This window comes from Bifidobacterium bifidum ATCC 29521 = JCM 1255 = DSM 20456, assembly GCF_001025135.1.
Taxonomy (GTDB): domain Bacteria; phylum Actinomycetota; class Actinomycetes; order Actinomycetales; family Bifidobacteriaceae; genus Bifidobacterium; species Bifidobacterium bifidum.
This window is the reverse complement of the sequence record NZ_AP012323.1, coordinates 997,161-1,023,826: the sequence shown is the minus strand read 5'-3', so window position 1 is coordinate 1,023,826 and position 26,666 is coordinate 997,161. Positions and strand designations below refer to the sequence as shown.

The following is a 26,666-nucleotide window of genomic DNA, read 5'->3' as shown; positions in this document are numbered from 1 at the left end:
ATCCTTCGTTTGAGTTCATGTGTTCAGCGCCGGTGACGGCATTGCCGCCGAACGGCGACGGGAAAAGACGCGTCATTCCGTTATCTGCCGTCCGCCGCCGTGCGACGCGTCGTATTCGGCAAGCGCGTCGGCCGCGCCCTTCGGCAATGTGGCCGGTTCGATGGTGATGCGGCGCACGGCCAGGAACGTGAGCAGCAGCTGCCGCTGCAGACCGAACATCTGCCTTTCCTGCTCCGGCGTGACATGGTCGTAGCCGAGCAGGTGGAGGATGCCGTGAATGGTGAGCAGCATCATCTCCTGCATGGTGCTGTGACCTGCCGCGGCCGCCTGCTGGGCCGCGACCCAGGGGCATATGACGAGGTCGCCGAGCACGCCCTCCATCGTGGTCTTGCCGTCGCCGGGCCTCAGCTCGTCCATCGGGAAGCTCATCACGTCGGTCGGGCCTTCCAGCGACATCCACCGCTCATGCAGCTCGGCTATGGGATCGGGATCCACGAACAGGATGGTCAGATCGGACTGGGTACTCACGCGCATCTGGTCCATCACCCACAGGCCCAGGTCGGAGAACGCCTTTGCGTCGATGTCCCAGATGGTCTCGTTGGTCACTTCCACGCTCATCGTGCGTCCTCCCGCGATTCCTTGCCTCGGTTGCGCCTGACACGGGTGGCGTCATGACGGTCGTATGCCTCGACGATGCGCCCGACCAGCTCATGGCGGACCACGTCCCCGGCGTCGAGATGGGCGAATGCTATGTCGTCGATGCCGCCCAGAATGCCCTCGATGGTGGCCAGACCGGATCGTGGCACGGCGAGGTCGACCTGCGTGACGTCTCCGGTGATGATCATCGTCGTGTTGAATCCGAGACGGGTGAGGAACATCTTCATCTGCTGTTCCGTCGTGTTCTGCGCCTCGTCGAGAATCACGTAGGCGTCGTTGAGCGTGCGTCCGCGCATGTACGCGAGCGGCGCGACCTCGATGGTGCCGTCGTCGAGATAGCGGTGCAGCTGGTCGGGGCCGAGCATGTCGGACAGCGCGTCATACAGCGGGCGCAGATAAGGGTCGACTTTGTCGTTGAGCGTGCCGGGGAGGAAACCGAGGCTCTCCCCCGCCTCGACCGCCGGGCGCGTCAGGATGATGCGGCGAATACGCCTGTCCTGGAACGCGCGCACCGCCTTGGCCACGGCGAGGTAGGTCTTGCCCGTGCCGGCCGGGCCGATCGCGAAGGTGATGGTGTGGGCGTCCACGGCGTTGACGTAGGCGATCTGCCCCGCCGTCTTGGCACGCACGGGCTGCCCGGCCGCGAAAGTGATGACGCCGGGTATGCGAGGCTTGCGCGCATCCCCTGAACGCGCTGCACCGAGCGACGCACGGCCCCGCTCGGCGGACCTGCCGTATCCGGGGTGTTCGGCGCGGACCTTGTTGGGCAGCACGTCCTGGTCGAGCAGCCTGCGCACGGTGTCGGCGTCCATCGGGGCGCTGTACGCGGCCTGGATAATCGTATGGATGACGTCTTCGGCGCGAGAGGCCTGCGATTCGGTGGACTTCGAATGGGAGACGATGGCCACCCTGTCGCCGCGTACGATGATGGTCAGGTCAGGGAACGCGTGCTCGACCTGCCGGATGACCTCGTCGACCGGGCCGAAGACGGCCACCGGGTCAAGCTGCGACGGGATGGTGATGGTACGGGTCGTCGTTGTCACGAATCGCCCTACTCGTCGAGCTTCTCGCCGGTGAGCACATGCGCGTGCACGTGGAACACGGTCTGCCCGGCGTCGAGGCCAGTGTTGAACACCAGACGGTACGCGCCCGAGAACTCCTTGTCGGCGATGCCCTGAGCGAGCCCGACGATATGGGCCAGTTCCGCGGGATCGGCGGCGGCCAGCTCGGCGACGTTCGCGTAGTGGTCCTTGGGCACGATCAGCACATGCACCTTCGCCTTGGGATTGATGTCCTTGAACGCGTATGTGGTGTCGTCCTCATATACCTTCTCGCTGGGAATACGCCCGTCGATGATCTTGCAGAACAGGCAGTCCTCGGACTTGCTCATATGCTCGCCGCTCCTTGCTGGCCGTGATGGAAATCTGCTTCCATGCTATTGCGTATTGAGGATATTCTCGGCTTCACGCGAAACGCCCCAACGCCCTCGACAGCAGCGACAGCGCCACCGGGCCCGCCGTCGATGCGCGCAGGATGTTCGAGCCGAGCACCACGCTCTGGGCGCCGGCCCCGACGAAATCGGACACCTCCTGCTCGCTGATGCCGCCCTCAGGCCCCACGACGACATTGATGCTGCGCGGCCGCCCGTCGGCGAGACAACGGTCGGCGAGCCGCGAGACCTCGTCCTCCACGGACGACCATGACATGGTGGCGTCCTGGTGCAGCACGATCACCAGATCGCCATGCACGCACGCCTGCAGATGGCGACGACCTGCTTGCTTGAGACGCACTGCGCCAGTTCCGGCGACCACACGCGGCGCGACTGCTCGGTCGCCGCGTCGAGGACCTGCCGCCATTTGCGATCAGTACGGCCCGCCTTCCACTTGGCGATGGAACGATTGGCCTGCCAGGGGATTACCTCGTCGACGCCGATCTGGGTCGCCATGTCGATGGCCGCCTCGTCGTGACCGGTCTTCGCCAGCGCCTGGATGAGCACGAGCCGCGTGACCGGCTGCGGCTGCCGCCCGACGCGCTCGACGCTGACGAGACCGGCCTGCGCGTCGACGAGCGTGGTCTTGACGCACAGCCCCCGACCGTCGGTCAGCGACAGCCCGTCGCCCTCGGCGAGGCGCATGGCCCCCAAGGCATGGCGCTTCACCGAGGCCGGCAGCGTGATCGTCCACCCCGCGTTGAGACCATCGCCGTTCACCGGCACATCATCGGTGTCAGGGTCGAAAAGGAATACAGGATCAGTCATGGATACAAGGCTACAACATCCCCGCAAACACAGGCGACACGCCATGATTTGGCATCATCCGAAAATACCGATATAGTGTTTATTCGTTGTCTGAAAACGACACCTGTCCGGGTGGCGGAATGGTAGACGCGCAAGCTTGAGGTGCTTGTGCCTATTTTATACAGGCGTGTGGGTTCAAGTCCCATCCCGGACACCAGCGAAGACCCCTTGGAAACAAGGGGTCTTTCCATATATACATACCGTATGCGCAGACGGCCGCGCGCAATCGGGCCGACGACGGTACGACGACATGAGAACCCGAGGCACGCCCATGCAATTCATCACCATCGACTCCATCGACGACGAGCGGGTTGCCGCATACACGAACCTCACCGAAATCCAGCTGCGCAACCGGCTCGAACCCGAGCGTGGCCTGTTCATCGCCGAATCGCCCAAGGTCATCGACCGCGCGCTCGCCGCGGGCCGCGAACCGATCTCGCTGCTGGTCGAAGAGCCGTGGATCGAGGGCATGTCACAGACCTTCGACGTCGTCGACAAACGGTGGGGAACGGACATCCCCGTATACGTGGCCTCCCCCGAACAACTGCGCCAGCTCACCGGATACCGCCTCCACCGAGGGGCGCTTTCGGCGATGCGGCGCTGGCCGCTGCCGAGCGTCGAGGAGACATGCCGCGACGCTCGCCGCGTGGCGGTCATGGAGAACATCGTCGACCACACCAACGTGGGCGCACTGATGCGCTCGGCGGCCGCGTTGGATGTCGACGCGGTGCTGGTCACCCCGTCGTGCGGCGACCCGCTGTACCGGCGCGCCGCGCGCGTGTCCATGGGCACCGTCTTCCAGATACCGTGGACGCGCATCGGAGGCGACGACAAGCATTTCTGGCCGCGCCGAGGACTGGAGGAACTGCGCTCGCTGGGATTCACCACGGTGGCGATGGCGCTGAGCGACGACTCGATATCGCTGGACGAGCTGACACGCCGGCTGAACAACAGTCCCGAATCCGCGGACCACATCGACAAACTGGCGCTGATCTTCGGCACGGAAGGCGACGGCCTGTCACGTCACACCATCGCGGGCGCAGACCTGACCGTGAAAATCCCGATGTCCCACGGCGTCGACAGCCTCAACGTCGCCGCGTCCAGCGCCGTCGCCTTCTACGCGACATCCCCGAAGCGCGCGGAACAATAAGAACAGATCGGATATTTTTCATGACTTTTTCATGACGCGCAACGCCATTTCCTTGCGCTCACGGGGAAATGTGCAATTATTGTTTCTGTAGGCTCCGGCAACGAAGCAGGGGCGGACAGGCAGACGGTGTCATCAGACGCTGTGAACAACGAGAGGAGCACTCAGATGGCGAAGAACAAGCAGAAGATTCTCTCCATCGTCCTGGCAGGTGGCGAAGGCACGCGCCTCATGCCGCTGACACGTGACCGTGCGAAGCCGGCCGTACCGTTCGGCGGCGTATTCAGACTGATCGACTTCCCCTTGAGCAACCTGGTGAATTCGGATTACCGCCATATCATTGTGCTGACCCAGTACAAGTCGCATTCCCTTGACCGTCACATCTCGCAGATGTGGCGTTTCTCGTCGTTGCTCGGCAACTATGTCTCCCCTGTGCCCGCACAGCAGCGTCTGGGCAAGCACTGGTATCTCGGGTCGGCCGACGCGATCTATCAGACCATCAACATCATCGAGGACGTCCAGCCCGACATCGTGGTCATCGTCGGCGCCGACCACGTCTACCGCATGGACTTCGGCCAGATGGTCGAGCAGCACATCGAATCGGGTGCGGAGTTCACCGTGGCAGGCATCCGCCAGCCGCTTGAGGAGTCCAACCAGTTCGGCGTGATCAACGTTGACCCGAACCACCCCAACATGATCCGCGAATTCCAGGAGAAGCCGGCGACGACCGAAGGCCTGCCCGACGACCCGAATTCGTTCCTCGCTTCGATGGGCAACTACGTCGCCAACACGGACGCGCTGTTCGATGCGCTCGCCAAGGACGAGAAGGCCGCGGACACCAAGCACGACATGGGCGGCGACATCGCGCCGTACTTCGCCTCGCGCGGCGAGGCCGGCGTGTACGACTTCAACTCCAACGTCATTCCCGGCTCCACGCCGACCGACCACGCCTACTGGCGCGACGTGGGTACGATCAAGCAGTTCTATGACGCTCACATGGACCTGATCGCCTACGTGCCGGAGTTCAACCTCTACAACCAGGCATGGCCCATCTACACGAACTCGGGCACGCTGCCCCCCGCGAAGTTCGTGCATGCCGGCCGCGATCGTCTCGGCCACGCGACCGACTCCATCGTCTCCCCCGGCGTCATCGTCTCGGGCGGTGAGGTGCATCATTCCGTGCTGTCGCCGAACGTGCGCATCCATTCGTGGGCCCAGGTGGTCGACTCCGTGCTGTTCGACGGCGTCATCGTCAACCGTCGCGCCCGCGTGTACAAGGCGATTCTCGACAAGAACGTTGTGCTGACCGAGAACTCCACGGTCGGCATCGACACCGAGAAGGACCTCGCCCGCGGCTTCACCGTGACGCCGGAAGGCATCACCGTCGTGCCGAAGGGCACCATCGTGGACGACTGATCGGCTCGGATATACGTTGAGGGGGTTTGCCGGATTCACGGCAAACCCCCTCGACTATATTCACGTGTCTTCGACCGTACAGAGAAGCCGCAGACACGGATGAGGTCAGTACTTCGGCATGTTGTCGAAATTGAAACCGAGCGCGGCCAGCTGCTCGCGCCCCTCGGGCGTGATCTTGTCCATCGTCCAGCGAGGCTGCCACGTCCAGTCAATGCGGAACTCCTCCACAAGACCCGCCAGCGTGCTCGCGCACTCGTCCTCGATGAGGTCGGTCAGCGGGCATGCGGGCGTCGTCAGCGTCATCGTGATGATCGCGCGTCCAAGCTCATCGATCTCGATGCCGTAGACCAGACCGAGGTCGATGACGTCGATGCCCAGCTCCGGGTCGATAACCTGATGCAGGGCCTCCTTCACATCCTCGGCGGTGGCACGGCCGATATCGTCGATGGCCTTGAGCGGAATGTCATCCTCGCTGCTGTGCTCGCCATCCTCGCACTCGCTCTTCGGATGGCGGCCGCACGCGCACATCTCGACGCCGCCATCGCTTTTGGGGGCAGGATGGCCGTTGGGGAACCCAGCCGCAAGCTGCGGGTTCGCCATCACGCGGCGCGCCGCCTCCTCGTCGCCCAGAACCTTGCTCACCGAATCGAACACGGAAGCCTGCGGCTCAGGAACCAGATTGTCGCTCATATCTCTCCAGTCGTTAATCGCGAAACCGTTAAATCAAGAGTACAACTCGGACCGCTCTCATGGCAGTGCGGTGACCGTTTATTTCGCCGCCAGCGCCTTGGCGACGGAGTCGCGCATGCCCTCCCAGCCAAGCAGCGCGCACTTGATGCGCATCGGGTACTTGGACACGCCCTGGAACACCACGGCGTCCTCCAGCTTCTCCTCCTTGGCCTCGTCCTGCAATCCAGCACCGCGCGACTCCATGAGCTCATGGAAGTCGCGGAACAGCTCCATCGCCTCGTCGACGGTCTTGCCGGCGCACAGGTCAACCATGACGGACAGGCTCGCCTGCGAGATCGAGCAGCCGTGGCCGTCCCACACCAGACGCTCGATGGTGTGCGGCTCGCTGTCGGAGACCTCGGCGTGAACCGTCGCCTCGTCACCGCAAGTGGGGTTGAACTGGTGGGATTCGCCCGGCGTGCAGTATTCGTGGCTGGCGCGCACGGTCGTGTCGACCGGTGCGGAGCCCTGTTCCTTGGACACGTCCGCCGCGAAATGCTCACGACCATGCGGGTCACGCGCGGCCTCAAGAATCACTTCCTGATACATCTGCTCAAGATCGTCGCCGCTCATGCCGAAATCACCCATCGGTCAATCCCTTCCCATGCATAGCGCTCGATAGCGCTCGATATCATTCACGAACACGCGAAACGCCGTCCGCGTGAGATTCCGTGGATATTATGCCACATGCCGTGACAGTATCCCGTGGGAGTCATACGCGAACGGCGTAAACGCGACACGTATCACAGTCCGAAGAACGGACGAACCTTCGCCACGGCCTCGACCAGGGCGTGAGCGTCGTCGACGCTGTTGTACACGCCGGAGGATGCGCGGTTCGACGCATACAGACCGAAGTGGCGGTGCACCGGCTGGGCGCAGTGATGGCCGACGCGGATGGCGATGCCTTGCGCGTCGATGAACTGCCCGACGTCATGCGGGTGTACGCCCGCAACGTCGAACGCCACCGTGCCGATGCGGTTCACGTTCTCGCGCGGCCCGAGAATCCGCACGCCGTCGATGTCGCCCATCTTGAGCAGTTCGGCGGCGATCGTGCGCTCATGCGCCTCGATGTTCTCAAGCCCCACGTTCATCATCCATTCGGCGGCCACACCGGCTGCGACCACCTGGGCGACCGGCTGCGTACCGGCCTCGAAACGGGCCGGAGGCACCATGTACTGCGCGGGCTGGTCCATCCACGCGAGCTCGACCATGGAACCGCCGAAGTTCGCCGGCGGCAGGGCCTCCAACAGCTCACGGCGCCCGTACAGGAATCCCACCCCGGTGGGACCGTACATCTTGTGGGCGCTCCACGCGGCGAAATCGACGTCAAGCGCGTGGAAGTCGACCTTGAGGTGAGGCACCGACTGGCATGCGTCAAGGATGAAGATCGCGCCGACCTCATGGGCACGGCGGATGATGGGCGCGATGTCGGTGATGGCACCCGTGGTGTTGCCCACGTGCGTGATGGCGACGACCTTGGTGTGTTCCGTGATCACCTCATCGGCGGTATCCGAGCGGATGCGGCCGTCTTCGGTCAGATCGAACCATTTGAGCGTGGCACCGGTGCGGTATGCCAGCTCCTGGAACGGCAGCAGCACGGAATGGTGCTCGGCCTTGGATACGACGATCTCGTCGCCGGGCTTGAGAGCGAACCGTTTCGCCGCCTCTCCCCCACGGCCCAGACTCGCGTTGCCGAACGCGGTGGCAAGAAGATTCAGTCCCGCGGTGGCCCCGGCGGTGACGACGATCTCCTCGTTGCCCTCCTCGGCGTTGGCTCCGACCAGGCGGGCGACCTTCGCGCGGGCGTCCTCGAACGCCATGGTGCTGCGGGCCGCCAGCTCATGCGCCCCGCGGTGCACGCCGGCGTTGATCGTGCGGTAGAACTCGCTCTCCGCATCGATCACGCACTGCGGCTTCTGCGAGGTGGCCGCGGAATCCAGATAGACGAGCGGATGCCCGTGGATCTGCTGATCCAGAATCGGGAACTGCGCCCGAATCGCCGTAAAATCAACCATTGTTTCCCTTAGATTCAATGTCCTGCCGATATGTCGTTTTTCAGTTATCCGCTTATTCGCTCGCCGCTTCCAGCGGTGGATCATGCTTCCGGCGGTGGCCGCGGGGTGCAGGGATGTCCTGTTCCCGGGATCGCTCCAGGCCGCTCGGGCCAAGTTTACGGTCGGGAATAGTACACCCCCCGGCAATGCGACCACACCTCAAACGCAACGAAACGAAGAAATCAGGCCAGAGCCGATTCGGAGTCGGAGCCTTCGGGCAGGTACTTGTCGTAGCCGGTCTCTTCGAGTTCGTCGGCAAGCTCGGGACCGCCGGTCTTGACGAAGTGGCCGTCTGCGAACACATGCACGATGTCGGGCTTGATGTACTTGAGGATGCGCGTGTAGTGCGTGACCATCAGGATGCCCAGTCCGGTGCTCTCCTTGGCGCGGTTCACGCCTTCGGACACGATGCGCAGGGCGTCCACGTCGAGGCCGGAATCGGTCTCGTCCATGATGGCGAACTTCGGCTTGAGCAGTTCGAGCTGGAGCACTTCGGCGCGCTTCTTCTCGCCGCCGGAGAAACCTTCGTTGACGGAACGCGACGCGAACTTCGGGTCCATGCGCAGCTTCTTCATCGCGACGCCGAGCTCTTTGGTCCAGGTGCGGATGGCGGGAGCCTTGCCGTCGACCTCGGTCTTGGCGGTGCGCAGGAAGTTGGTCATCGACACGCCAGGAACCTCGACCGGGTACTGCATGGCGAGGAAGAGCCCTTCCTTGGCGCGCAGGTCGGGGGTCTGCTTGAGGATGTCGACGCCGTCGAGCAGCGCCTCGCCCGAGTCGACCTCGTACTTGGGGTGGCCGGCCAGCGTGTAGGCGAGCGTGGACTTGCCGGAGCCGTTGGGGCCCATGATCGCGTGGGTCTCGCCGGAATGCACGGTGAGGTTCACGCCTTTGAGAATCTGCTTGCGACCCTCCTTGGTCTCCACGGATGCGTAGAGGTCCTTGATTTCGAGAGTGTGCTGTTCGGCCATCGTTACTTATCCTCCAATACGGCTTTCATGGCGTCGCTTTCGCCGCGGGCGAGGCGGCGGTCGATTACGTTCATCAGGTGTTCGGCGATGAATGGCACGCCGATCTCTTCGACGAGTTCTCCGAAGAACCCGCGTACGACGAGCTTGCGGGCCTCCGTTTCGGGGATACCTCGCGACTGCAGATAGAACAGTTCCTCGTCGTCGAAACGGCCCACGGAGCTCGCGTGTCCGGCGCCGATGATGTTGCCGTTCTCGATTTCGAGGTTCGGCTCCGAATCGGCGATCGCGCCCGGGGTGAGCACGAGGTTGCGGTTGAGCTCATACGAGTCGGTGCCCGGCGCGGTCGGCGCGATCAGCGCATTGCCCACCCAGGTGGAGTGCGCGTCCTTGCCGTCGAGCGCGCCCTTGTAGACCACACGGGACTTGCACTCGGGATGGTTGTGCACCACCATCGTGCGGTGCTCGATGTGCTCGCCGGGGTCGACGAAGTAGATGCCGAGCATGTTGAGGTCGCCCTGCTCGCCGCCGAAGTCCTGATCCATGCGGATACGGACCACGTCGCCGCCGAGTGTGACGACGGAGTGGCGCAGGGATGCGCCCTCGCCGACGTGGATGCGCTGGTTGCCGACGTGCTTGGAGCCCTTCTCCCACTCCTGCACGAAGGTGGTGGAGACGTGGGAGTTCTTGCCGGTGACGATTTCCACGCCTTCGGCGAGACGGGCCAGACCGTGGTGCTCGACGATGACGTCGGCGTGGGCCTCATCGGCCGTCGAGATGACCAGATGCAGGGCATCGAGGTCGTCGCCGCTGCCGATCACGTTGACCAGCACCGGCTGGGCGATCTCGCCCGACAGCTCGATCACCGTTGCGGTACGCCCGGAATTCCACTCGACGGCGGCCGCCCGATCGCTGGGCTTGGAGACCGTGCCGGAGACTCCTTCGCCGAGGGCGCACTGGCTGACGGCCACGTGCTTTTCGTCGACCGCGGTGCCATCGGCGTAACTGATCGCGATGATCGTCTCCCCGCTCGGCTTGAACACGTCGAAGAACTCTCCGATGCGATCGAGCGGCGTGTAGCGCCAATCGTCCTGCTTGCGCTCCGGCACGGCGAAATCGTTCACGTCGAACGAGCGCGGCTCCCTGTCGGCGCTCGACGGCATGGCCGCCGGCACCGCGTACGGGTCGTTCGGATCCGCGACGGGAATGGTGATTTCAGTATTGTTCGATGCCATGGGAATCAGCCCACCGATCCTTCCATCTGCAGTTCGACCAAACGGTTCAGTTCGAGCGCGTACTCCATCGGCAGCTCGCGGCTGATCGGCTCGACGAAGCCACGCACGATCATGCCCATGGCCTCCTTCTCCTCAAGGCCGCGGCTCATCAGATAGAACAGCTGATCCTCGGAGACCTTGGAGACCGTGGCCTCGTGGGCCATCGTCACGTCGTCCTCACGCACGTCCACATGCGGGTACGTGTCGGAACGGCTGAAGTCGTCCACCAGCAGGGCGTCGCACACGGTGGAGTTCGACGAGCCTTCGGCTCCGTCGACGATCTTGACCAGTCCGCGGTACGCGGAGCGGCCACCGCCGCGCGAGATCGACTTGGCGACGATCGTGGAGCTGGTGTGCGGAGCGAGATGAATCATCTTCGCGCCGGTATCCTGATACTGGCCCTTACCGGCGAAGCCGAGGGACATGGTCTCGGCCTTGGCGTACGGCTCGGCAAGAATGCACGCCGGGTACTTCATCGTGGCCTTGGAGCCGATGTTGCCGTCAACCCATTCCATCGTGCCGCCCTCGCGCACGTAGGCGCGCTGGGTGACGAGGTTGTAGACGTTGTTCGACCAGTTCTGCACGGTGGTGTAGCGCACGCGCGCATGCTTCTCGACGATGATCTCGACGATGGCGGCGTGCAGCGAGTCCTCGGACCAGATCGGGGCGGTGCATCCCTCGACGTAGTGCACGTAGGAGCCTTCGTCGGCGATGATCAGCGTACGCTCGAACTGGCCCATGGCCGGCGTGTTGATGCGGAAGTAGGCCTGTAGCGGGATGTCCACGTGCACGCCCTTCGGCACGTACACGAACGAGCCACCGGACCATGCGGCAGTGTTGAGGGCGCCGAACTTGTTGTCTTCGGGGCTCACGACGGTGCCGAAGTACTTCTTCACCAGGTCGGGGTATTCGCGCACGGCGGTGTCGGTGTCCACGAAGATCACGCCCTGGTCGGCGAGGTCCTTCTGGATGGAGTTGTAAATCACTTCGGACTCGTACTGCGCGGCCACGCCGGAGACCAGACGGCTTTTCTCGGCCTCGGGGATGCCCAGTCGGTCGTAGGTGGAGCGGATGTCGTCCGGCAGCTCCTCCCACGTCTTGGCCTGCTTGTCGATCGGCTTGACGTAGTACTTGAAGTCGTCGGCGTTGAATCCGCTCAGGTCCACGCCCCAATCGGGCATCGGCTTCTCAAGGAACGCCTTGAATCCGCGCAGACGCATGTCGAGCATCCACTGCGGCTCGCCCTTGTCCGCGCTGATGTCACGCACGACCTGTTCATCGATGCCGCGCTTCGCGGCCTCGCCGGCCGCGTCGGAATCATGCCAGCCGTAGGTGTAATCACCGAATTGCTGGATGATCTCGTCATCCTTTTTGAGTTTCTCTTCGTCCACACGCTGGCGATCGGCCACATACTGGCTCATCTCCACGTCGGACGCGGCGTTGGGCGCCTGCTGGGTGTCGCTCACCTTGACGCTGCCTCCTATTCATCACATAGTTCCTACGTTAAGTTAGCAGAACCTCACGGCGAACTCCACAGCAGACCCGCATGTTGGCTTAGCGCAAAACGTGAGCTTGCTTATATTGCGATTTCTCCGCAATGATCGCCGGACCCGCACTAAACAACGATGGGGATGCCCTTTCGAGCATCCCCATCGTCACGTATCAGTCTACTCTTAAAGCCACACGCTCAGGCCTGACGGGCTTCCTGGTGATCCAGCGCGGCCTTGACGAGCCCCGCGAACAGGGGGTGGGGCTTGGTCGGGCGGGACTTGAACTCCGGGTGAGCCTGGGTGCCGACATAGAACGGGTGCACATCCTGCGGCAGCTCAACGAACTCGGTGAGCTCGCCGTCCGGGCTCTGACCGGAAATGCGCAGGCCCCCCTCGCGCAGGAGATCCTTGTAGGCCACGTTCACCTCATAGCGGTGGCGGTGACGCTCGGTGACATGCGTGGTGCCGTACAGCTGCGCAACGAGGGAGTCCTCCTCCAGCTCGGCCGGGTAGCTGCCCAGACGCATGGTGTGGCCCATGTCGCCGTGGCCGGCGACGATGTCCTTCTGCTCCTCCATCGTGGCGATGACCGGGTTGGAGCAGTCGGGCTCGAACTCGGAGGAGTTCGCGTCCTCGATGCCCAGCACGTGGCGAGAGTATTCGATGACCATGGACTGCAGGCCGAGGCACAGGCCGAGAGCAGGCAGCTTGTTTTCGCGCGCGTACTTGAGCGCGCCGATCTTGCCGTCGATGCCGCGGATGCCGAAACCGCCGGGGATGACGATGCCGTCGACCTGGTCAAGCGCGGCGGCCGCGCCCTCCTCGGTCTCGCACTTGTCGGCGGCGACCCACTTGACGTTGACCTTGGCCCAGTTGGCGAAGCCGCCGGCCTTGATGGCCTCGGTGACGGACAGGTAGGCGTCCGGCAGGTCGATGTACTTGCCGACGATCGCCACGTTGACCTCGTGCTTGGGGTGGTGCACGCGCTCCAGCAGGTCAGCCCACTCGTCCCAGTCGACGTCGTGGAACGGCAGCCCCAGCTCGCGCACCACGTAGGCGTCAAGGCCCTCGTCGAACAGGATGCGCGGCACGTCGTAGATGCTCGGCGCGTCCACGCAGTTGACCACGCCCTCCTCATCCACGTCGCACATCAGGGAGATCTTGTCCTTGATGGACTTGTTGAGCGGGCGGTCGGAACGCAGCACCAGCGCATCCGGGGAAATGCCGAACTGGCGCAGCATCATCACGGAGTGCTGGGTCGGCTTGGTCTTGAGCTCGTGCGCGGCGGAGATGTAGGGCACCAGGGAGACGTGCACGAACATGCAGTTCTCGGCGCCGAGGTCGCGACGCACCTCACGGGCCGCCTCCAGGAACGGCTGGGATTCGATGTCGCCGACCGTGCCGCCGATTTCGGTGATGATCACGTCGACATCATCGCTCGCCTGGGCGCGCATGCGGGACTTGATCTCGTTGGTGATGTGCGGGATGACCTGCACGCACTGGCCGAGGTACTCCCCCGCGCGTTCCTTGCGCAGCACCTCCTGATAAATCTGCCCGGTGGTGACGTTGGCCTTCTGGGAGAGGAACACGTCGAGGAAGCGCTCGTAGTGGCCGATGTCGAGATCGGTCTCGGCACCGTCTTCGGTCACATAGACCTCGCCGTGCTGGAACGGGTTCATGGTGCCCGGGTCGACGTTGATGTACGGGTCGAGCTTCTGCTGCAGCACATGGATGCCGCGGCTGCGCAGCAGACGACCGAGCGAGGAGGCGGTCAGGCCTTTTCCGAGGGATGAGACCACGCCACCGGTAACGAAAATGTGCTTGGTGATGTGTTCTTGAGAATTGCCATGTTGTCTTCTAACCATGGAATTTCACTGTATCATCTGCCTATGACGGATTCCTGTGCGGCATGATCGGGCCGCCGCCAGCGCAACGGCTCGCCGGCCGTCTCGGACTGCGGGCTGCGGCGGTCGCGGTCATGGCGACGTTGGCCATGTTGCCGCAGGTCATGTCCATCAGCGCGTTGCGCTCGGAGCCCGCGCATGCAGCGACGAGCGGCATCACGCTTCGCGCCGGGGAGAATCTCACGCTTGCGGGTCATGCGTTCACGGTGACGCGCATCGGCCGATATGACGATGTCAGGCATGCCGGCGGTACAGTGACCGGATTCGATGTCGTCGGCGACACGGCATGGAGAACCGCGTCCTCCATGCAATCGTCGCCTCGAAACGAAACCGGCATGACGAACGAAACCGGAATGACGGTTGACGAAGCACAGGCATACAACCGGAGGCTCATTGATTCAGGACAATACGATCTCGGGCAACCGGATGCCGAGCAACAGAACGGCTCCGGAGATTCGGGCACGGTCATCGGCAGGATACTGATCCCGACCATATCGACTGACTTGCCCATCCGCCAGAGCTCTGACGCAGAGACGCTGCGGCGCGGTGCCGGCCTGCTACACGACACCAGTCTGCCCGTCGGAGGCCCCGGAACCGCAGGATGCACCGCAAGACGATCGATCCCGATATATGGGCTTCATGCCGACGATCCCGGCAACGACGATTCCCCTCGTGACGTTCACACACGCAATCGGCACGGAACTTCAAAGGCTGTTACGGAATCGTACCAATAGCCTCATATCCCGCCATGCCACACGAACAACGGCCTCTGCCTCATCCCGCCAAAGCCCCATCCCGACACCATCAAATGGGACTTTGGCAGGATGAGGCTTACAGCAACAATGCACCCTCATATCCTGGCATCAAACATGGGGGCATGGATGCAACACCCGTTGATTTTGACGGGGGTATATAAGGGGGTTACTATGGGGGGAAACCTGAAAGCATATGATGAGGTATGTGATTGTATGGGGATTTTCGATGACCTGACTGGGACAATCGGCATGGTTGATGATGACAGGCGGTCATTGGATTCGCTGGAGCGTCTCGTTCTCGAAATGACACCTGGACTGCGCATAGCCTGGTCGGTCATCGACGGGCCGCGCGCCGTGAGCCTGACGCTGGACGCCCGGACGAGACCAGATCTGGTCCTGGTCGACCTGTCGATGGAATCCATGTCGGGCGTCATGGTATGCCGTCGTATCCGCCGACGCGACAGCATGGTGAAGCTTCTGGCCATGACCTCGTTCGCCAAGGAGACGTTCGGATTCGACGTGGCGCAGGCCGGCGCCCAAGGACTGGTCAGCAAGAACGACGAGCAGGAAATACTCGAAGGCTTGGCGACGGTACTTGGCGGAGGCGTTTACGGTGATTTCGGGTTCGTTGACGCCCGTGCCTCATTCGACCAGCTCGCGCATGAGACGCCGAAACGGGCTGACCTGGTCTCCAACCGCGAAGTGCAGGTGCTCGATCTTATGTCGCGTGGGCTGACCGACCTATCGATAGCGAAACGACTCGGCATTAAAGCGGCCACCGTGCGCAAGCACGCGCAGTCATCCATGCAGAAGCTCAACGCCGAAAACCGCGTCCAGGCGGTGCTCAAATGGACCGGGCATCATACCGAAGACGGCATGCGCCGTCAGGGATGATGCCCGCGTCACACAATCTACCGGTCGAACGCGGTCAGCCGCGTCGAGCCGGCCGACACCTCGTTCGACGCGGATCAGTAGCCCGTCGAATCGTAGGAATCACCGTACGAATCATAGGAGTCGCCATACGAATCGTACGAATTCTGGTTGTCATACGAGCTTGAGCCGCCGTACTTCTTCTTGTAGTTGTCGAGTTCCTGCTGCAGCTCCTGCTTCTTTTTGTCCAGCTCCTGCTTCTTCTGCTGGTAGTCCTTGTTGATGGAGTCGTAGGAGTCGTCGTCGGAGTTTCCGTTCGAGTCGCCGCGCGGAACCTCGATGTAGCCATCTTTGTTCTTGTTGTTCGAACCGCCGTTCGTCGTCTGCGACGTTTCGGTGCCCTTGCCGTCCTTGCCGTCGCCTCCCTTGGACGTCAACGCCCAAACCAGCACGCCGATCAGGGCCAACGCGACGACGATGGAGACGACGATGGCGATGATCTTGCCCGTGTTGTTCTTCTTCGGAGGCTGACCGTACGGCTGGTACGGAGTACGCTGATACGCACCCTGCTGCGGATAGCCGCCGGCGTATGGCTGCTGCCGTTGGCCTGCTCCCACCGGAGGATAGACGGGCTGCCCGCCTGCCGGCGGACGCTGGCCGCCGGCGTAGCCGCCCTGACCCTGCCAGGAGTCATGTTGCGGGTAACCGGGCTGCGCGTAACCGGGCTGATGCTCCCCGGGCTGCGAAGCAGCTCCATACTGCGGATAATCGTTGTTGCCGTTGTGTGCATCGCCCTGAACCCCGTAAAGCGATGCACCGTTCGGATAACCGCCATTGGCCGGACCTTGCGGGTACCCCTGATTCGCTTCATCGTTCATGGACACCACACTAGGCGCAGCAAGCCCGACGCGCAAGCGCACCAGCAATGATGACCACCCGTTGAAACGGTTCTGCGACTGCGGATCAGCCGATAAGATGCGCGATGGCGTCCAGCGCGAGCTTGTACCCGTAGAATCCCATTCCCGTGATGGTGCCGGTGGCGACCGGGCTGATGACCGAACGCTTGCGGAACTCATCACGGGCGGAGGGATTGGAGATGTGCACCTCTATCAGCGGCAGTCCGGCATCGCCCACCATGTGCGCGGCGTCGGCCAGCGCGTACGAGTAATGCGTGAATGCGGCCGGGTTCATCACCACCGGGGTCTGCTCGTCGACGGCCTGATGCATCCAGCGCACCATCTCGGCCTCGTCGTCGGTCTGGCGCACCTCGACCTTCAGCCCGAGCGCGGCGCCCCACTGGGAGCATTGCGTGCGCAGCGTCTCAAGATCCTGCCTGCCGTAGACGTCCGGCTGACGCACTCCGAGGCGGCCCAGATTCGGTCCGTTGACGACTATCACCTTGGTCATGATGCACTTTCCTTTGGCTGATGATTGATATTGCTGGGGTGGGCGAAAACACGACTCGGACCGGTCATGTGGAGACCGGTCCGGCGTCGTCACGCCTGGATACGTCTGAACGCCTCCTCGACCGCGTCCGCCGGCGGATCGTCCAGATGCACCGGATGGCCGATCGAATCGAGCACGACGAACCGCAGCTTGTTGCCACGAGCCTTCTTGTCGCGGTGCATCAGCGCCAGCACTTCGTCGAACGTGCCGCCGTTCCATGAGGTCGGCAGACCGAGCGAGCCAAGCAGAGAGCGGTGATAATCGACCAGATCCTGGTCGATATAGCCCAGCAGATGACCCAATTCCGCCGCATACACGCATCCGACCGCGACCGCGTTGCCGTGGCGCCAGCGGAAATGCTCAAGTTTTTCGATGGCGTGGGCGAGTGTATGGCCGTAGTTGAGGAATTCACGCAGGCCCGCTTCCTTGAGGTCCGCGGAGACGTGGTACGCCTTGACCCGGACCGTGCGCTCGATCAGCTCGGCGACCACGTTCTCCAGACCGCTGCCAAGGAACGTAGCCCCGTCGAATGCGCGAAGTTCGGCCGCATGCTCTTCAAGGATGTGCAGGATTTCGGGGTCCTTGATGAATCCCGATTTGGCGACCTCGCCCAGCCCTTCGATGAAGATGTCGTTGGGCAGCGAGACGAGTGTCTTGAGGTCGGCGAGCACGCCGGCAGGCGTGTAGAACGACCCGACGAGGTTCTTGCCCTGCGGCGTGTTGATGCCGGTCTTGCCGCCCGTGGAGGCGTCCACCATGGCGAGCAGCGACGTGGGGCAATTGACGTACCGCACGCCGCGCATCCATGTGGCGGCCACGAAACCGGCCAGATCCGTGGCGGCGCCTCCGCCGACGCCCACCACGGCGTCGGAGCGTGTGAAGCCCTCGTCGCCGAGCCGCTGCCAGATGCCGTTGGCGACCTCGATCGTCTTGCCCGCTTCGGCGTCGGGGATCACGATGTCCGACACCTGGTAGCCGCCTTGTCGCAGCAGCGTGCGGGCACGGTCGGAATGACGCTGCACCGGCTGCGTGTGGATCAGGGCTATCCGGACCGGCTTCGGCCCCAGCACCTCGGAGAGGTGGTTCATCGCCCCTTCCCCGATGCTCACGTCATAATCCTCGATGGTCGCGCCGGTCACATGAACCGTTCGTTCGGTAATCATATCCATCATCTTCCTCGCCGCGGCGAGCGGCGTCTGCCCGTATGTTTCGACATGGACGTTCGCCACCCGGTAGTACACCGGGTCGCGCTGGCGGTACAGCTTCTTCCAGCGGGCATCGGCGTCCCCCTGCAGCATCGGCCGGCCACCACCGCGATGGGCCCGTTCCATGGCCTCGCGCGGGTCGGCCATGAGATACACGACCTTGCCGCCGTCCTCGATGTATTCCTTGAGATCGTCCTGCACCGCGGGCGTCATCGGAGCGCCGCCGCCCAGGGCGAAGACGCCTCCGAACCCGTGCAGCATCCCGGCGATGACCTCGGATTCGACCTCGCGGAACGCGGGTTCGCCGTGACGCTCGAAATATTCGGGGATGCGCATGCCGACCTCGTGCTCGATTTCGACGTCGGCATCCGCGAACGGCAGCGACATCAGCTGCGCGACCTCCTTGCCGACACGGGTCTTCCCGGCGCCCATCATACCGATGATGACGGCGACTGGTCGAGTGGGCATGGTTTCTCTCCCTTGGTTCAGGACGTACGGTTCGTTGCGGATGACGTTACCGCGCCGTCAGCGCATGTGCTCCGGCCAGGAGGCGACGTACTGCTCGAAGTTGCGGCGCGTCTCCGCTACGCTGTCTCCGCCGAACTTGTCAAGGGCGTATCGCGCCAAGGTGAGTCGGACCATGGCCTCGGCCACGACGGAGGCCGCAGGCACGGCCGTGGTGTCGGAACGCTGGTTGATGGCGGATGCGGCCTCGCCGTCGGTGACGTCGACCGTGCGAAGGGCGCGCGGAATCGAGGGGATCGGCTTCATCGCGGCCCGTACGCGAATCGGCTGGCCGTTCGACATGCCGCCTTCGATGCCGCCCGCACGGTTGGTCAGTCGCGTGATGCGCCCATCTGCGCCGGGGACCATCTCGTCATGCGCCTGCGATCCGGGGCGCACGGCCTCCAGGAACCCGTCGCCGATCTCCACGCCCTTGATGGCCTGGATGCCCATGACCGCCGAGGCCAAGGCAGCGTCGAGCCGGCGATCCGATTCGACGTAGGTGCCGATGCCGGCGGGCACGCCGTATGCGAGCACTTCGATCACGCCGCCGACGGTATCGGCGGTGGACTTGATCTCGTCGATGCGCGCGATCATCCTCTCCTCGGCCGCCTTGTCCAGCGTACGCACCGGGGATGCGTCCAGCGCTTCGACGTCGTCGGGGGTCGGCAACGCTGCGTCATCGGCGTCCTCGACGCCCGCCCCTCCGATGGAGATCACATGCGACACGGTGCGAATGCCGAACGCCTGCTCAAGGAACCGCGCGGCGACCGCGCCCAGCGCCACGCGGGACGCGGTCTCGCGCGCGCTGGAGCGCTCCAGCACGGGTCTCGCGTCGTCGAACCCGTATTTGCGCATGCCGGTGAGGTCGGCGTGTCCCGGCCGCGGCCTGCTCAGCGGGGCGTTGCGCCCCTCACGCGGCAGATCGTGGTCGAGTGGATCCGCGCTCATCACCTCGGTCCATTTCGGCCATTCGGTGTTCGCGATCTCGATGGCCACCGGTGATCCCAGGGTCTCGCCGAAACGCACGCCGGTGAGCAGACGCACCTTATCCTGCTCGAACTTCATGCGCGCGCCGCGCCCGTATCCCAGGCGCCGTCTCGCCAATGCATCGACGACGTCATCGCTGGTGACCCGAACGCCCGCAGGCAACCCCTCGATCATCGCGACCAGCGCCTCGCCGTGTGATTCCCCCGCCGTCTGCCAGCGCAACATGCCATGCTCCTTTGATTCAATCGGTAACTTCGCTATATCTTATGTCATGACCTACCTTGCATACCTTCCCAGCTTGATATGTGGTATCGCCGTGAGTGTCGAGGACATTCGGCGCCGGCGCGTGCCGCGCCTGTGGATCGCCATCGGGTGCCTGGCACAGCTGGTGGCGGTCATCATCGTCGCCGTCATGGCGAACACGATGTTCCTGCTGGTGCAGGCCCCTCTGTTCGCCGTGCTCAGTGCCGTGCTGCAGGCCGGGCTGGCGATGGTCAAGCCCGGATCGATGGGGTTCGGCGACGTGACCTGCACGCTGGCCATGGGCCTGGCCGTGGGGATGGCCGGGCTGACCGCCGTGGTGGTCTGGTGGCTGGCCATGGGTCTGCTGGGATTGGCATGGATGGCGCTGTGGCTAAGGTTCGATCCCCAGCGCCGATCCGACCATGCGGGCAAGGTCCCGTTCGCACCCGCGATCGTCTGCGCGGCGGTGGTCGCGGTCATCGCGACGACGCTGCTTTAGTTCGCGCTCTTGTTGTTGTCCTTGTATTCCTTGACGTACTGCTCGAACTGCGCGTTCTGCTCCTCGACGGAGCCGGTGGTGAATTTCGTCTCGCCGGTACTCAGGTTCACGGTGACGAAATACAGCCAGTCGCCCTGCTCCGGGTTCATCGCCGCCTGGATGGCGCTGTCTCCCGGATTGCTGATGGGCGTGGGGGTGAGTCCCTTGTTGACGCGCGTGTTGTATTTGTTCGACGAGTCGTTGAGCTGCGCGTTGGTCAGCTGTGTGCCGTTGATGCCCAGACCGTACGCGGTGGTCGAATCCATGCCCAGCGTCATGTCGCGGTCGAGACGGTTGAGGATGACGCGGGTCACCTTGCCGTAGTAATCGGACGAATTGACCTCGGCCTCCGCGATGGAGGCGATGATCAGCAGCCGCTGCCGCTCGTTGCCGGTGGGCACGTGCATCTCGTTGAGCTTGGAGACGCGCTTGTCGACGATGGTCTTCAGGATCTTCTGCGCGGAGCCGAGTCCCTTGACGTCGTACTTGCCGGGTTCCAGCCATCCCTCGAAGTTGCCGCCGGCTTCCGCGGGCAGTATTCCCTCGCCTTTGGCGTCGATGATCTTCTGGAATTCGGATTCGTCGATCTCGCTGAGCGCCGCGGCCTTCTTGATGACGTCGGACACCCGCTCCCCCGCGTTGACGTCGAGGAAGCCCTCCGCCTTGCTCTGATCGGACAGGATCGCCGCCACGGACGACGCGGGCATGTGCTTGCGCAGCTGATAGGTGCCCGGGTACAGCGTCATACCCGATGAGACACCGGTGAACGCGTCCGCGGACTTGACCACTTCGGCCTCGACGAGACGCTTGGCGATGCTGGACGGGCTCTCGCCCTGCGAGACGGTGAACTCCACGGACCCGTATCCCTGACCGCTGTAGTCCTGCACGGAGTAGGTGTCGCCGTCGTTGCGGTCCCTGATGGCGCGCAACGCCCTGACTCCGAAGAACCCGCCGGCTATGACCACGACGAGCACCGCGACGACCATGGTCAGCACGATGATGGTCTTGCGGCGGCGGACATTGCGCCGACGGCGCATTTCACGCCGTGATTTCGGCGGTTTGGGGGGCTTTACCGACGTGGTGTTGCCTTTGGAGTCGACCCAATGGGTGTTCTCCTCGAAAAAATCGGCGAGGTCATCTGACACTAGCTCTCTCCTCACACTTTCATGGCGCCGTCCAGCGCGGTCTGCAATATCACGACAGCTGATTGCTGATCGACCACCGGACGATGACGGCGGGACCCGAGTTGTGCTTCCAGCAATTGCCGATGCGCGCTGACCGTGGTCAGCCGTTCATCCAATAATGTTACCTGAGGAATGTGGTACAACGCGAAATCGTGTTCATCCATCAAGTTGCGCATGCGCTTTTCCAGGTTCGCGCTCCAACGGCGAGCCTTCTTCGCGCTTTTTCCTTCGGTGCCGTCAAGTTGAAGCGGCAGTCCCACCACAATGTGGTCCACCGCTTCGTCCTCGATGACGGTAATGACGTCATCCAGCGCACGGAACGAATCGCCGTATGCCTGGATGTTGCCATAGGGATGGGCAAAGGTGAGCTCAGGGTCGGACAATGCGAGCCCGACCCTGGCGTCGCCCAAATCAACGCCTAGCCATACCACCGGATGGTTCAGCCCTTCAGCGCCTCGGCCTCAAGTGCCTTCAGCGCCTCGTCGATGCGGCTCGCGTCGGAGCCGCCGCCCTGGGCGAAGTCCGGCTTGCCGCCGCCACCGCCGCCGAGCATCTTGGATGCCCCGCGAACCAGGTCGCCGGCCTTGATGCCGTTCTTGCGGGCGACCTCGTTCGTGGCCACGGCGACCATCGGCTTGTCGTCCTCGGAGACGCCGGCAAGCGCGACGACGACCGGCGCGTCCTCGCCGAGCTGGGCGCGGACGTCCATCACGGTCTTGCGCAGCGCGTCGAACGAGCCGAAGTGGCCGACGTTCTTCGCAGCGACCTTGACACGCGCCGCGGACGTCTTCGCGGCCGCGACGAGCTGGGGCACGGACGCGGCCAGCTGGCCTTCGTACATGGCGGCCAGACGGCGGTCGGATTCCTTGAGCTTGGCCAGCAGCGTGTTGACGCGCTCCGCCAGCTCGTCCGGGCGTGCGTTGAGCTTGTCGGACAGCTGGGAGACCAGGGCGTGCTCGCGGGCGTTGAACTCGTAGGCGCCCTGGCCGACGACGGCATCCACACGGCGCACGCCGGAGCCGATCGAGGCTTCGGACATGATGTTGATCGAGCCGATCTTGCCGACGTGGTCGACGTGGGTGCCGCCGCACAGCTCGCGGCTCCAGCCGTCCTCGCCGATGGAGACCACGCGCACGACGTCGCCGTACTTCTCACCGAACAGGTGCATCGCGCCGAGCGCGATCGCGTCGTCGAACTTCATTTCGGTGGTGGTGACGATCAGGTTGTCGCGCAGACGGTCGTTGACTCGCGCCTCGACGGTGTTCATCACGTCCTTGCTCGGTGCCGACGACCACTGGAAGTCGAAGCGCAGGCGGTTCGGCGCATCCTCGGATCCACGCTGCGTAGCCTGGGGGCCGAGCTCCTCGCGCAGGGCCTTGTGGACCATGTGCGTGGCGGTGTGCGAGCGGGCGATGGCGCCGCGGCGGGCGAGATCGATGCTCGCGCTCACCTCGGTGCCGACGGCCAGCGTGCCTTCGGTCAGACGGCACTGGTGGACGATGAGATCCTTGATCGGCTTCTGCACGTCGTCGACTTCGAGCACCGCGCCATCGTCGGACAGGATCTCGCCCTGATCGGCGAGCTGGCCGCCGGCCTCGGCGTAGAACGGCGTACGGTCGAGGATGACCTCGACGTTCGCGGGGGCGCTGACGGCCGGAACCGACCCCTTGCCCTCCTGCATGATGCCGAGGACGCGGCCGCGAGCGGACATGTCGGTGTAGCCGAGGAAGTCGATGGGCTGCACGAGCGTCTTCTTGAAGTCGTCGTACACGCTCAGGTCAACGTTGTGGCGCTTCTTCAGCGCATCGGCACGGGCGCGGGACTTCTGCTCGCTCATCAGCTCGCGGAACTTGGCCTCATCGACCTTGACGCCCTGGTCGGCCGCCATCTCCAGCGTCAGCTCGATCGGGAAGCCGTAGGTGTCGTGCAGCGTGAACGCATCGTCGCCGGAGACGACCGGGTCGGAGGTCTTCTTCGCCTTGTTGACGGCGACGTCGAGGATTTCGATGCCGTTGTCGAGCGTGCGGCGGAACGCGTCCTCCTCGCCGTAGGCGGATTCGGAGACGTCATGGAACGTCTTTTCGAGCTCCGGGTAGCTGGCGACCATCGCGTCCTTGGAGACGGGAAGCAGGTGCGGGATCACCGGCTCGGTGACGCCCAGCACGCGCATGGCCTGGATGGTGCGGCGCAGCAGTCGGCGCAGCACGTAGCCGCGGCCGACGTTGGACGGGCGCACGCCGTCGGACATGATCATCAGCGCGGAACGCACGTGGTCGGCCACGACGCGGAACTTGACGTCCGCGGCCGCGTCCTCGCCGTACTTGCGGCCGGAAAGCTGCTCAGCCGCTTCGATGACCGGGTAGACCTCGTCGGTCTCGTAGATGTTCTGCTTGCCCTGCATCAGGTAGGCCAGACGCTCCAGACCGGCACCGGTATCGATGTTCTTCTGGTTGAGCTCGCCGACGATGTGCAGGTCGGTCTTGGACTTGACGTTGTCGACCTCGTAGTTCTCGAACACGAGATCCCAGATCTCGATGAAACGGGTCTCGTCGGCCGCGGGGCCGCCGTCCTTGCCGTATTCGGGTCCGCGGTCCACGTAGATCTCGGAGCAGGGGCCGCCGGGGCCGGGGCCGCCGGTGGTCCAGAAGTTGTCTTCCATGCCGAAGATCTGCATGTGCTCGGGGTCGAAGCCCTCGTTCTTCCAGATCGAGCGGGCTTCCTCATCATCGGTGTACGTGGTGACCCACAGCTTCTCGGGATCGAAGCCGTAACCACCTTCGGGCTGCGGCGTGGTCAGCAGCTCCCAGGCGTAGTGGATCGCCTCCTCCTTGAAGTAGTCGCCGAAGGAGAAGTTGCCGAGCATCTGGAAGAAGGTGCCGTGACGGGTGGTCTTGCCGACCTCGTCGATGTCGAGCGTGCGCACGCACTTCTGGTTGGAGGCCATGCGCTTGTGGGGAGGGGTCTGCTCGCCGAGCAGGTACGGGATGAACGGCACCATGCCGGCGATGGTGAACAGCGTGGTCGGGTTCGGCGAGATCAGTGACGCCGAAGGCATGACCAGATGGTCGTGCTTGGAGAAGTAATCCAGATAGCGCTTCGCGATTTCTGAAGTGCGCATGAGTTGGTGAGCTCCCTTGTGGGTTGGGGCCGTGCTGGCCCGCATGCAAAATGATAGATAAAAATTTGAACAGCTGTTATGCGTGTGAAAGTGGGGGGCATGCCCCGGATTCGCTACCGCGCGGCGCGGTCGATGTAATGTTGGTTGAGCTCAGCCTCGCGGGCTCGGCGGGTGGCGTTGAACTCGTTGACCAGGCCTTCCAGCGTCCTCATGCCCACATGGTCCTGATCCGGGCCGAACACGAACGCTCGTGCGGCGTCAGGGGTGTTGGCCTTGACGTAGGCCTGGGCTTTGATGACGGCTAGGGCGCCGACGGTCACGCCGACACCGATCCAGAACAATCGTTTGAACATCACTGAGCCTTGCTTTCCTGCTGTCCGGAGCCTTCGACGGAGTCACGGCCGGTGCTCTTCTTGGCGACGAACGACTGCGCGGTGGATTTCAGCGCATAGAAGAACGACGCGATCTTGATGACGGGCTTGCCGAGGAACGAACCGTAAAGATCGGTCAGGGCGCCTACGTTGTTGGCAGTGGACGACGCGGCCGCGGAGATCCTGTTGACATCCTCAAGCGATTTGTTGACCTGCTTGACGGTGGTGACGCCCTCATCGAGGGCCGGGATGGCGTGCTCCCCCGACTCGCGCACGGTGTCCGCGATCTGGTCGAACAGCTTGCCGAGGCGAATCAACGGATAGATCATGAAGCCTGCAAGCACGGCGAATGCTATTGCCGCGATAAGGCCGGCGATCTGGCCAACACCCATGTGTACCTCTTTTCCGTCCCACAGGCATACGCCCGTGCACACAATACCCGCAACACACTAGCCGTCACCCGAGACCGACGCTGCCGGCGGCATGCGGGTCGGCCGGCCCGGTCGCGCGTCTCACTGATTGTATGACACGACGGTGAGAGCCACTTCGAACGGCTTGGTCGTATCGAAATCAAGGCACGTAACCGACCCGTTAGCCGGCCTCTCGCTCAGGTCATACCCTTCCGGCGCGAAGCGGTGCATGAGGCTGAGCAGCGTATTGCCATGGGATATCTGCAGCACGTCGTCGCCGTCCTTGAGATCCGGGTTGGACGCGATCAGGGAAAACGCCCCGTGCACGCGGGCCCAGTATTCGGCGTCGGATTCCGCGTCGTGGAACGGGTCGGCCTCCTTGAGGAAGTCGCGGGTCGCGGCGAGGCCGTACTTGGCGACGATGTCGTTGTAGTCCTTCGCGCCGTGGGGCCCTCCCGCGGCCGTCCAGGCGAGCGACATGTCCTGACCTTCGAAATAGCCGTAGCACTGCTCGCGGAAATGCATGTCCGACACGAGCACCGGCCGGGCGTTGCCGACCTCCTCGTTCACGTCGAGGATGCGCTTCGCGGTGATCTGCGCACGCGACGTATCGGAGCAGTACGCGGCAGCGAACCGCACGTACTTGAGTTTTTCCGCCGCCTTGTCGGCGTCCGCCAACCCCGCTTCGGTCAGCGGCGCATTGCACCATCCCTGAAGTCGGTTATACCTGTTGAACGTGGTCTGTCCGTGGCGGACAAGATGCAGATGGAGAATCATACTGACGATTATTCCATGCTTCCCGCATGCCACAAAACCCGCCGCGCCCATCGCCACAGACCCCTCCAGTCTGCTAACGCCCCCGCTGGCGGGGGGGGGCTGGCATGCGCGGCATGACTGGGGGGGGGGTGGTTCTCAGCTCAATGGAACAGCCCATACTCAGTCCCTACCCATCCGTCCGGCTGATTCGCTCCCATCCCGTGTGCCACACCAGGCGAAAAACACCCCAAAATCGCATGGTGTGGCACAGCAGAGAGCCACACCATGCGATGTGAGCCTTCACATCACGTGGTGTGGCAAAGCACGGGTCGCGGAAACCG

The 26,666-nt window shown here is 63.6% G+C and carries 25 protein-coding genes, 1 tRNA gene and 1 pseudogene; 6 read left to right on the top strand and 21 right to left on the bottom strand.

From position 1 onward, the window contains the following. Window positions 1-72: 72 nt before the first annotated feature. The 4 genes and pseudogenes from ybeY to BBBF_RS04120 form a co-directional block, all read right to left on the bottom strand. Window positions 73-618, bottom strand: coding sequence for an rRNA maturation RNase YbeY (ybeY, locus tag BBBF_RS04135; RefSeq protein ID WP_003812903.1), 546 nt, complete (start codon window positions 616-618; stop codon window positions 73-75). Then, window positions 615-1,700: a PhoH family protein gene (locus BBBF_RS04130; protein ID WP_003812902.1), complete on the bottom strand. Its 1,086-nt coding sequence runs from the start codon at window positions 1,698-1,700 to the stop codon at window positions 615-617. Before BBBF_RS04130 ends, ybeY begins: the two co-directional genes overlap by 4 nt. Before the next feature lie 8 nt (window positions 1,701-1,708). Beyond that, window positions 1,709-2,047: a histidine triad nucleotide-binding protein gene (locus BBBF_RS04125; protein ID WP_003812900.1), complete on the bottom strand. Its 339-nt coding sequence runs from the start codon at window positions 2,045-2,047 to the stop codon at window positions 1,709-1,711. A gap of 73 nt (window positions 2,048-2,120) precedes the next feature. Beyond that, window positions 2,121-2,914, bottom strand: a pseudogene (locus BBBF_RS04120) (16S rRNA (uracil(1498)-N(3))-methyltransferase). A gap of 105 nt (window positions 2,915-3,019) precedes the next feature. Here BBBF_RS04120 and BBBF_RS04115 point away from each other — a divergent pair. The 3 genes from BBBF_RS04115 to glgC all read left to right on the top strand — a co-directional run bounded on the left by BBBF_RS04115 (window position 3,020) and on the right by glgC (window position 5,516). Beyond that, window positions 3,020-3,110, top strand: a tRNA-Leu gene (locus BBBF_RS04115). A gap of 114 nt (window positions 3,111-3,224) precedes the next feature. Then, window positions 3,225-4,103: a TrmH family RNA methyltransferase gene (locus tag BBBF_RS04110; protein WP_003812896.1), complete on the top strand. Its 879-nt coding sequence runs from the start codon at window positions 3,225-3,227 to the stop codon at window positions 4,101-4,103. Between the two features lie 141 nt (window positions 4,104-4,244). After that, the gene (glgC, locus tag BBBF_RS04105) at window positions 4,245-5,516 is read left to right on the top strand and encodes a glucose-1-phosphate adenylyltransferase (protein ID WP_256211209.1); all 1,272 of its coding nucleotides are present in this window, start codon (window positions 4,245-4,247) and stop codon (window positions 5,514-5,516) included. Between the two features lie 105 nt (window positions 5,517-5,621). On the opposite strand, the gene BBBF_RS04100 is transcribed toward glgC, so the two are convergent. The 7 genes from BBBF_RS04100 to BBBF_RS04070 all read right to left on the bottom strand — a co-directional run bounded on the left by BBBF_RS04100 (window position 5,622) and on the right by BBBF_RS04070 (window position 13,896). Next, window positions 5,622-6,206 (bottom strand): metal-sulfur cluster assembly factor, encoded by a 585-nt coding sequence (locus BBBF_RS04100; protein ID WP_003812893.1) that lies wholly within the window; start codon window positions 6,204-6,206, stop codon window positions 5,622-5,624. 78 nt (window positions 6,207-6,284) lie between these two features. Continuing rightward, window positions 6,285-6,833, bottom strand: a complete 549-nt coding sequence (gene sufU, locus BBBF_RS04095; RefSeq protein ID WP_021648703.1) for a Fe-S cluster assembly sulfur transfer protein SufU — start codon at window positions 6,831-6,833, stop codon at window positions 6,285-6,287. Window positions 6,834-6,988: 155 nt separating this feature from the next. Further along, window positions 6,989-8,260 (bottom strand): cysteine desulfurase, encoded by a 1,272-nt coding sequence (locus tag BBBF_RS04090; RefSeq protein ID WP_021648704.1) that lies wholly within the window; start codon window positions 8,258-8,260, stop codon window positions 6,989-6,991. Window positions 8,261-8,481: 221 nt separating this feature from the next. Further along, window positions 8,482-9,270, bottom strand: a complete 789-nt coding sequence (gene sufC / locus BBBF_RS04085) for a Fe-S cluster assembly ATPase SufC (RefSeq protein WP_021648705.1) — start codon at window positions 9,268-9,270, stop codon at window positions 8,482-8,484. Window positions 9,271-9,272: 2 nt separating this feature from the next. Next, on the bottom strand, window positions 9,273-10,502 hold the full coding sequence (gene sufD, locus BBBF_RS04080) for a Fe-S cluster assembly protein SufD (protein ID WP_003812883.1): 1,230 nt from the start codon (window positions 10,500-10,502) through the stop codon (window positions 9,273-9,275). A gap of 5 nt (window positions 10,503-10,507) precedes the next feature. Continuing rightward, window positions 10,508-11,962 carry a Fe-S cluster assembly protein SufB gene (sufB, locus tag BBBF_RS04075; protein ID WP_171023362.1) on the bottom strand — a complete coding sequence of 485 codons (1,455 nt, stop codon included), beginning with the start codon at window positions 11,960-11,962 and terminating at the stop codon, window positions 10,508-10,510. Between the two features lie 266 nt (window positions 11,963-12,228). Then, the gene (locus tag BBBF_RS04070) at window positions 12,229-13,896 is read right to left on the bottom strand and encodes a CTP synthase (RefSeq protein WP_021648706.1); all 1,668 of its coding nucleotides are present in this window, start codon (window positions 13,894-13,896) and stop codon (window positions 12,229-12,231) included. Between the two features lie 113 nt (window positions 13,897-14,009). Here BBBF_RS04070 and BBBF_RS04065 point away from each other — a divergent pair, with 113 nt between their 5' ends. Together BBBF_RS04065 and BBBF_RS04060 are read left to right on the top strand one after the other, a co-directional pair. Further along, window positions 14,010-14,669, top strand: a complete 660-nt coding sequence (locus BBBF_RS04065) for a sortase family protein (RefSeq protein ID WP_231855242.1) — start codon at window positions 14,010-14,012, stop codon at window positions 14,667-14,669. A 270-nt stretch (window positions 14,670-14,939) separates the two neighbouring features. After that, the gene (locus BBBF_RS04060) at window positions 14,940-15,584 is read left to right on the top strand and encodes a response regulator (RefSeq protein WP_225840992.1); all 645 of its coding nucleotides are present in this window, start codon (window positions 14,940-14,942) and stop codon (window positions 15,582-15,584) included. 74 nt (window positions 15,585-15,658) lie between these two features. On the opposite strand, the gene BBBF_RS04055 is transcribed toward BBBF_RS04060, so the two are convergent. From BBBF_RS04055 to aroC, 4 genes are all read right to left on the bottom strand, one after another. Next, on the bottom strand, window positions 15,659-16,438 hold the full coding sequence (locus BBBF_RS04055; protein ID WP_003819295.1) for a hypothetical protein: 780 nt from the start codon (window positions 16,436-16,438) through the stop codon (window positions 15,659-15,661). A gap of 85 nt (window positions 16,439-16,523) precedes the next feature. Further along, window positions 16,524-16,967, bottom strand: coding sequence for a type II 3-dehydroquinate dehydratase (gene aroQ / locus BBBF_RS04050; RefSeq protein ID WP_003816942.1), 444 nt, complete (start codon window positions 16,965-16,967; stop codon window positions 16,524-16,526). Window positions 16,968-17,056: 89 nt separating this feature from the next. After that, window positions 17,057-18,679 carry a bifunctional shikimate kinase/3-dehydroquinate synthase gene (locus tag BBBF_RS04045; RefSeq protein WP_003819294.1) on the bottom strand — a complete coding sequence of 541 codons (1,623 nt, stop codon included), beginning with the start codon at window positions 18,677-18,679 and terminating at the stop codon, window positions 17,057-17,059. Window positions 18,680-18,736: 57 nt separating this feature from the next. Next, window positions 18,737-19,930: a chorismate synthase gene (gene aroC / locus BBBF_RS04040; protein WP_003816938.1), complete on the bottom strand. Its 1,194-nt coding sequence runs from the start codon at window positions 19,928-19,930 to the stop codon at window positions 18,737-18,739. Window positions 19,931-19,976: 46 nt separating this feature from the next. On the opposite strand from aroC, the gene BBBF_RS04035 reads away from it, so the two are divergent. After that, window positions 19,977-20,447 carry a prepilin peptidase gene (locus tag BBBF_RS04035; protein ID WP_021648709.1) on the top strand — a complete coding sequence of 157 codons (471 nt, stop codon included), beginning with the start codon at window positions 19,977-19,979 and terminating at the stop codon, window positions 20,445-20,447. On the opposite strand, the gene mltG is transcribed toward BBBF_RS04035, so the two are convergent. The 6 genes from mltG to BBBF_RS04005 form a co-directional block, all read right to left on the bottom strand. Next, window positions 20,444-21,631, bottom strand: coding sequence for an endolytic transglycosylase MltG (gene mltG, locus BBBF_RS04030; RefSeq protein ID WP_014760149.1), 1,188 nt, complete (start codon window positions 21,629-21,631; stop codon window positions 20,444-20,446). The genes BBBF_RS04035 and mltG overlap by 4 nt on opposite strands. An 11-nt stretch (window positions 21,632-21,642) precedes the next feature. After that, window positions 21,643-22,101: a Holliday junction resolvase RuvX gene (ruvX, locus tag BBBF_RS04025; protein WP_003812865.1), complete on the bottom strand. Its 459-nt coding sequence runs from the start codon at window positions 22,099-22,101 to the stop codon at window positions 21,643-21,645. An 8-nt stretch (window positions 22,102-22,109) separates the two neighbouring features. Beyond that, window positions 22,110-24,788, bottom strand: a complete 2,679-nt coding sequence (gene alaS, locus BBBF_RS04020) for an alanine--tRNA ligase (protein ID WP_014760148.1) — start codon at window positions 24,786-24,788, stop codon at window positions 22,110-22,112. A gap of 113 nt (window positions 24,789-24,901) precedes the next feature. Continuing rightward, window positions 24,902-25,141: a hypothetical protein gene (locus BBBF_RS04015; RefSeq protein ID WP_003812861.1), complete on the bottom strand. Its 240-nt coding sequence runs from the start codon at window positions 25,139-25,141 to the stop codon at window positions 24,902-24,904. Continuing rightward, window positions 25,141-25,551: a DUF948 domain-containing protein gene (locus tag BBBF_RS04010; RefSeq protein ID WP_003812859.1), complete on the bottom strand. Its 411-nt coding sequence runs from the start codon at window positions 25,549-25,551 to the stop codon at window positions 25,141-25,143. The genes BBBF_RS04015 and BBBF_RS04010 overlap by 1 nt, the downstream gene beginning before the upstream one ends. A 120-nt stretch (window positions 25,552-25,671) precedes the next feature. Then, window positions 25,672-26,346, bottom strand: a complete 675-nt coding sequence (locus BBBF_RS04005) for a histidine phosphatase family protein (RefSeq protein WP_003816928.1) — start codon at window positions 26,344-26,346, stop codon at window positions 25,672-25,674. Window positions 26,347-26,666: the final 320 nt, after the last annotated feature.

Bases quoted from the DNA above. Each gene is read 5' to 3' on its own strand.
- BBBF_RS04110 (WP_003812896.1), top strand. From the start codon at position 3,225: ATGCAATTCATCACCATCGACTCCATCGACGACGAGCGGGTTGCCGCA.
- BBBF_RS04010 (WP_003812859.1), bottom strand. From the start codon at position 25,551: ATGGGTGTTGGCCAGATCGCCGGCCTTATCGCGGCAATAGCATTCGCC.
- BBBF_RS04060 (WP_225840992.1), top strand. From the start codon at position 14,940: ATGGTTGATGATGACAGGCGGTCATTGGATTCGCTGGAGCGTCTCGTT.
- BBBF_RS04015 (WP_003812861.1), bottom strand. From the start codon at position 25,141: ATGTTCAAACGATTGTTCTGGATCGGTGTCGGCGTGACCGTCGGCGCC.
- BBBF_RS04065 (WP_231855242.1), top strand. From the start codon at position 14,010: ATGGCGACGTTGGCCATGTTGCCGCAGGTCATGTCCATCAGCGCGTTG.
- BBBF_RS04090 (WP_021648704.1), bottom strand. From the start codon at position 8,260: ATGGTTGATTTTACGGCGATTCGGGCGCAGTTCCCGATTCTGGATCAG.
- sufC (WP_021648705.1), bottom strand. From the start codon at position 9,270: ATGGCCGAACAGCACACTCTCGAAATCAAGGACCTCTACGCATCCGTG.
- aroQ (WP_003816942.1), bottom strand. From the start codon at position 16,967: ATGACCAAGGTGATAGTCGTCAACGGACCGAATCTGGGCCGCCTCGGA.
- BBBF_RS04045 (WP_003819294.1), bottom strand. From the start codon at position 18,679: ATGCCCACTCGACCAGTCGCCGTCATCATCGGTATGATGGGCGCCGGG.
- BBBF_RS04055 (WP_003819295.1), bottom strand. From the start codon at position 16,438: ATGAACGATGAAGCGAATCAGGGGTACCCGCAAGGTCCGGCCAATGGC.
- sufB (WP_171023362.1), bottom strand. From the start codon at position 11,962: ATGAGCCAGTATGTGGCCGATCGCCAGCGTGTGGACGAAGAGAAACTC.
- ybeY (WP_003812903.1), bottom strand. From the start codon at position 618: ATGAGCGTGGAAGTGACCAACGAGACCATCTGGGACATCGACGCAAAG.
- BBBF_RS04035 (WP_021648709.1), top strand. From the start codon at position 19,977: ATGACCTACCTTGCATACCTTCCCAGCTTGATATGTGGTATCGCCGTG.
- BBBF_RS04125 (WP_003812900.1), bottom strand. From the start codon at position 2,047: ATGAGCAAGTCCGAGGACTGCCTGTTCTGCAAGATCATCGACGGGCGT.
- BBBF_RS04005 (WP_003816928.1), bottom strand. From the start codon at position 26,346: ATGATTCTCCATCTGCATCTTGTCCGCCACGGACAGACCACGTTCAAC.
- alaS (WP_014760148.1), bottom strand. From the start codon at position 24,788: ATGCGCACTTCAGAAATCGCGAAGCGCTATCTGGATTACTTCTCCAAG.
- sufD (WP_003812883.1), bottom strand. From the start codon at position 10,502: ATGGCATCGAACAATACTGAAATCACCATTCCCGTCGCGGATCCGAAC.
- BBBF_RS04100 (WP_003812893.1), bottom strand. From the start codon at position 6,206: ATGAGCGACAATCTGGTTCCTGAGCCGCAGGCTTCCGTGTTCGATTCG.
- sufU (WP_021648703.1), bottom strand. From the start codon at position 6,833: ATGGGTGATTTCGGCATGAGCGGCGACGATCTTGAGCAGATGTATCAG.
- aroC (WP_003816938.1), bottom strand. From the start codon at position 19,930: ATGTTGCGCTGGCAGACGGCGGGGGAATCACACGGCGAGGCGCTGGTC.
- BBBF_RS04070 (WP_021648706.1), bottom strand. From the start codon at position 13,896: ATGGTTAGAAGACAACATGGCAATTCTCAAGAACACATCACCAAGCAC.